This window comes from Methylobacterium sp. WL116, assembly GCF_008039455.1.
Taxonomy (GTDB): domain Bacteria; phylum Pseudomonadota; class Alphaproteobacteria; order Rhizobiales; family Beijerinckiaceae; genus Methylobacterium.
Window position 1 is genome coordinate 1 of the sequence record NZ_VRUV01000812.1, and the last position, 1,434, is coordinate 1,434.

Here is a 1,434-nt window from a genome sequence, read left to right on the forward strand (position 1 = left end):
GCGCCCTTCGCGGCCGCGGCGTCGGCGACGTGCCCGTGCAGGCCGGCGGCCATGGCCGCAAGGCGCTCCTGGGTGCGCGTGGCGTTCACGGTGATCGCCTCGGCCAGCACCGAGAAGTGCATGTGCTCGCGCCGGTCGATCATCGTCGAGAGCATCGCGATGCCGATCGAGCCACCGAGGTTGCGCATCATGTTCGACAGCGCCGAGGCGTCCGCCGTGTCGCGCGGGGCGAGGCCCGCCGTCGAGAGCTGCGACAGCGGGATGGTGAACAGCGGCTGGCCGACGGCGCGCAGGAGCTGCGGCAGGATCAGCTGGTCCGCGCCGACGTCGTGGGTCAGCCCGACGTTGATCCAGCAGCTCGCGATGAAGAACAGCGTGCCGGTCACCACCAGCAGCCGGGCGTCGAAGGTGCGCATGATCAGCGGCATCATCGGGAACAGCAGCAGCTGCGGCAGCCCGGACCACATCACGACGTAGCCGATCTGCTGGGCGTCGTAGCCCTGGATCTGCGCGCAGTAGAGCGGGATGATGTAGATCGAGCCGAACGAGACCGCGCCGAGCACCGTCATCAGCACGCACGATCCGCCGACCGAGCGGTTGGCGAGCACCCGCAGGTTGATGAAGGGGCGCTCGGCCATGAGCTCGCGGACGATGAAGCCGGCGATGCCGGCCACCGCGAGCCAGCTCGCCTGGACGATGACGGGCGAGCCGAACCAGTCCTTCCGCTGGCCCTCCTCCAGCACGTAGGTCAGCGCCGGCAGGCCGGTCGCCATCAGGCCGATGCCGATCCAGTCGCCCTTCAGGAGCTCGGCCCAGCGCGCCGGCACGCTGTCGAAGGCGCCGAGCTGGATCGCGGCGGCGAGCGGGCCGAAGATCAGGTTCAGGTAGAAGATGTAGTGCCAGGACAGGTTGTCGGTGAGCCATCCCCCCACCGTCGGGCCGATCGCCGGCGCGAAGGTGGCGGTCAGCCCGAACATCGCGATGCCGATCGGCTGCTGGCTCCTCGACAGGCGCGTGCGCACGATGACGATCGCGGTCGGGATCAGCACGCCGCCGGTGAAGCCCTGGCCGGCCCGGAACAGGATCATCTGCGAGAGCGAGGTCGAGAGCGCGCAGGCGAGCGAGAAGGCGGTGAACAGCATCGTGTTCACCGACAGGTACCGGCGCAGGCCGATCACCGAGGAGAGCCAGCCGGTGAGGGGGATCACGATGATCTCGGCCATCAGGTAGGCGGTCGAGATCCAGCTGCCCTCCTCGGTGGAGGCGCCGAGCGCGCCCTGGATGTCGGAGAGCGAGGCGTTGGTGATCTGGATGTCGAGGATGGCGGTGAACGCGCCGAGGATCGCGCCGAACACCGCGAGCCAGTCGCGCGCGCTGGCCTTGGCCTCGGGCCCGCGCATCGCCGCGGCGGCGCTCATCGCGGCAGGGCCTCGC

1 protein-coding gene is annotated in these 1,434 nt (G+C 69.9%); it reads right to left on the minus strand.

All coding sequences use genetic code 11. The features are described 5' to 3' along the window. A partial coding sequence (locus FV223_RS27565; protein ID WP_246689834.1) for a DHA2 family efflux MFS transporter permease subunit occupies positions 1 to 1,418 on the minus strand: 1,418 nt, incomplete at its 3' end. Between the last annotated feature and the right edge of the window lie 16 nt (positions 1,419 to 1,434).